Origin of the sequence: Polaromonas sp. (assembly GCF_012927415.1) — a bacterium.
GTDB lineage: Bacteria > Pseudomonadota > Gammaproteobacteria > Burkholderiales > Burkholderiaceae_C > Polaromonas.
In genome coordinates this window covers 1-2,915 of the sequence record NZ_JABBPF010000157.1, presented here as the reverse complement: position 1 = coordinate 2,915, position 2,915 = coordinate 1, and the positions used below count along the sequence as shown (strand labels likewise).

Sequence of the window (2,915 nt, the reverse complement as noted above, 5' to 3'; positions counted from 1 at the left end):
AACACGTTGCTGTCGCAATCGGACAGCTTGACGCTGAACAGCAAGTTCTGAACCCCGCGCCGTCGATCCGGCGCTTGAAACCTCGGGCATTCCTGCGAAAAGCCGGCAGGTCCGAGGGCGGTTGGTCATCACACCATGTTGCTTCGCATTCCTCAAGTGCTCCAGTCCGACGAACCTGCCCCGGTGCGCCAGCTGGCCCTGGCGGCCGACCGGGCCGACGTTCGCAGCACCGCAGGCAGCCGGAGTGGCGCCGTCAAATACAACCGACAGTGGTCTGAAAACATGCCGGCCGCCCTGCAAGCGCGCCAGTTAGTCTTCGCGACACCGGCGCAACCCGATGTTTGCTACTGGCGCCTTGCCCGGGTCGGTTTACCCGCCGTTGTTCAACCCCTACGGGGACAACCCGCAATTATTTTGTCAATCACATCGACAATGCCGTACGAACCCATGCGGCCACGGCGCGCCATGTGCGCACCGACGTTTCCTGCATCTATTTTTTTCAGCAAACCGAATAGCTGCGACAGTGGTGAACTGGCGCTACAGGACACCTATGGCGAGCAACGTATCGAGTTCGACGCCGGCGACCTGGTGATGTACCCTGGCACCTCGGTACACGGCGTCGAACCCGTCACCCGGGGTGCGCGGCTGGCCTGCTTTTTTGGATCGAAAGCAGGGTTCGCGTCGACGCGCAGCGCAGACTGCCGTATGAGATTGATATGGTGATAGCCGCGCTGCGCCAGCAGGCCTTCGGGTCAGCAATCGACGGCGCCTGCAGGAAGCAGGAAGTGGTGCGACTCACGGGCGGCCATCACAATCTTTTGCGCATGTGGGCCGATGTTCAAAGCAGGTTTGCCCAATTGAGGCACGAGGACTTCACTTGGCTGAGGGGCTGTGTCGATTTATCTGCTATTTAAAAAGGTAGCAAGCAACAACCGAATTACCTGGACAAAGCGCTAATTTGGTTTGTCGTTTCAATCATTTTTCAACTTTTACATTGCAGTCAACCCCCAGAGCAGCCCCAAATGCGACATGTTCTCATTTAAGATAAAGCCAACAATTCAAATCATTCAACCAACCCCCAGCCAAGCCAAGCCCATCCGTGATCGTCCCTGTTTGCCGCCGAATCTCTGACCGTGAAATTGCCCGTCATGCGCGCCGGCATGGGCTTTGACGAGATCCTGTTCGAACTCGGTGTCGCGATGCAGTTCGGGCAACGCAAAGGTTGTGCCCTCAACGTGGTGGCGCAATGCAGCGCAATCTGCCCGAAGGCAAAACCCAAGCGAACCAACCAGCCATTGGAAAGCAGCCCATGGAACATTTCCCCGCTTTCTTCGCAGCGCTCCCCATCAGCCTGATCCTGGTGATAGGCTCGGTGTGGTGGATATTCCGCCGCTGACCGGGATAAACCAACTCTGCCGCCTCGCGCCCGAAGCGGCCCGCCCACTGGCGAAACCAGATTGATCCTCCGATGAACGCTATTGCCTTTACAAGCGCCAGTGCGCCGCTAGCTGCCATCTCGCGGCCACGTCTCAGCCGCAATGCGGTGATTGCCGTCGCAGTGGTGGCCCTGCACGTCGGTTTTATCTGGGCCCTGCAGAGTGGCCTGTTGCTGCGCACCGTGGAACTGATCGTTCCCGCCGAGGTGTTGTCGCAACTCATAGATCCGCCCGCGCCCAAAGCCAAACCAGTTCTCCCGGCTCCCCCTGCTCCACCGACGCCACCAAGCCCGACGATGCAGAAAAAAGCCATCGCCAAGGCCAAGGCACCAGTGCAGCAACAGCAACAGCAACAGCCATTAGCGATCACCGACCCGATGCCTGCCCCCGAGGCACCCACCGGCGTTGTCACGCCGACGCCTCCAGCGCCGATAGCCCAGGTCGCTCCAGGCGTATCGGCCAGTGCGTCGCCCGCACCGGCTGCAGTACAGTTGCCGTCCGGCGATGCCGACTACCTGCAAAACCCCAAGCCCGCCTACCCGGCGCTCAGCAAACGCATGGGCGAACAGGGCAAGGTCATCGTTCGTGTACTGATCGGCGTCGATGGCGTGGCGCGGAAAGCCGAAATCCGCCAGTCCAGCAACTTTGAGCGACTGGACCAGGCCGCACTGAACACCGTTCTCAAATGGCGTTATGTTCCCGGCAAGCGCAGCGGCGTGGCAGAGGAGATGTGGTTCAACGTCCCGATTAATTTTGTTCTCGAATAATTCTCCGGAGTAGTTAAATGGAAACCCAATTCGGCCTTGCCAACGTCTGGTCCCAAGGCGATATCGTCACCAGGAGCGTCGCCGTACTGCTGCTGCTGATGTCACTGGCCTCCTGGATGGTCATCATCACCAAGGCACTGGATCTGCGCAAACTCACCAACCAGGCCAGGGCGACGGAAAGTTTCTGGCACAGCGCGGACTTTGCCGATGGCCTGGCCAAGTTCGGCGCGGACCCGGCCAACCCCTTTCGGGTTCTGGCCCTGGAAGGCCGCGAAGCCACCGCCCACGTACTGCACAAGGACGGCAATGCCAAACCCCAGTTGCATGACACGCTGGACTTGAGCGAATGGGTCACGCGCAGCCTGCGAAACTCGATTGAAGACATCACGGCCAGAATGCAAACCGGGCTGGCCGTGCTGGCGTCGGTGGGCTCGACCGCACCCTTTGTCGGCTTGTTTGGCACGGTGTGGGGCATTTATCACGCTCTTCTGGCCATCGGCCTGAATGGACAGGCCAGCATCGACAAGGTGGCGGGGCCGGTGGGCGAGGCCCTGATCATGACCGCGCTGGGCCTTGCCGTGGCGATTCCCGCCGTGCTCGGCTACAACGCCTTGGTGCGCGGCAACAAATCCGTCACCGGCAAGCTGAACCGCTTTGCCCATGACCTGCATGCCTACTTCGTAACCGGCGCCCGCGTAAGCACTACCGCGCC

The 2,915-nt window shown here is 60.2% G+C and carries 4 protein-coding genes and 1 pseudogene; all 5 read left to right on the top strand.

All coding sequences use genetic code 11. From position 1 onward, the window contains the following. The first annotated feature begins 135 nt into the window (after positions 1-135). A complete protein-coding gene (locus tag HHJ19_RS13325) occupies positions 136-723 on the top strand; it encodes a PKHD-type hydroxylase (RefSeq protein ID WP_296908178.1) in 588 nt (195 codons plus the stop codon). Beyond that, positions 717-914, top strand: coding sequence for a hypothetical protein (locus tag HHJ19_RS13320; protein ID WP_296908176.1), 198 nt, complete (start codon positions 717-719; stop codon positions 912-914). The genes HHJ19_RS13325 and HHJ19_RS13320 overlap by 7 nt, the downstream gene beginning before the upstream one ends. Before the next feature lie 185 nt (positions 915-1,099). Continuing rightward, positions 1,100-1,355: pseudogene (locus HHJ19_RS13315) on the top strand (ferredoxin). A 113-nt stretch (positions 1,356-1,468) separates the two neighbouring features. Then, entirely contained in the window at positions 1,469-2,203 is a 735-nt protein-coding gene (locus tag HHJ19_RS13310) for an energy transducer TonB (RefSeq protein ID WP_296908174.1), read from the top strand. A 17-nt stretch (positions 2,204-2,220) separates the two neighbouring features. After that, positions 2,221-2,915 (top strand): MotA/TolQ/ExbB proton channel family protein (locus tag HHJ19_RS13305; RefSeq protein WP_296908172.1); only part of this gene is annotated, 695 nt, incomplete at its 3' end.

Excerpts from the sequence above, each read along its gene's own strand:
- HHJ19_RS13310 (WP_296908174.1), top strand. The coding sequence starts at position 1,469 with ATGAACGCTATTGCCTTTACAAGCGCCAGTGCGCCGCTAGCTGCCATC.
- HHJ19_RS13325 (WP_296908178.1), top strand. The coding sequence starts at position 136 with ATGTTGCTTCGCATTCCTCAAGTGCTCCAGTCCGACGAACCTGCCCCG.
- HHJ19_RS13320 (WP_296908176.1), top strand. The coding sequence starts at position 717 with ATGGTGATAGCCGCGCTGCGCCAGCAGGCCTTCGGGTCAGCAATCGAC.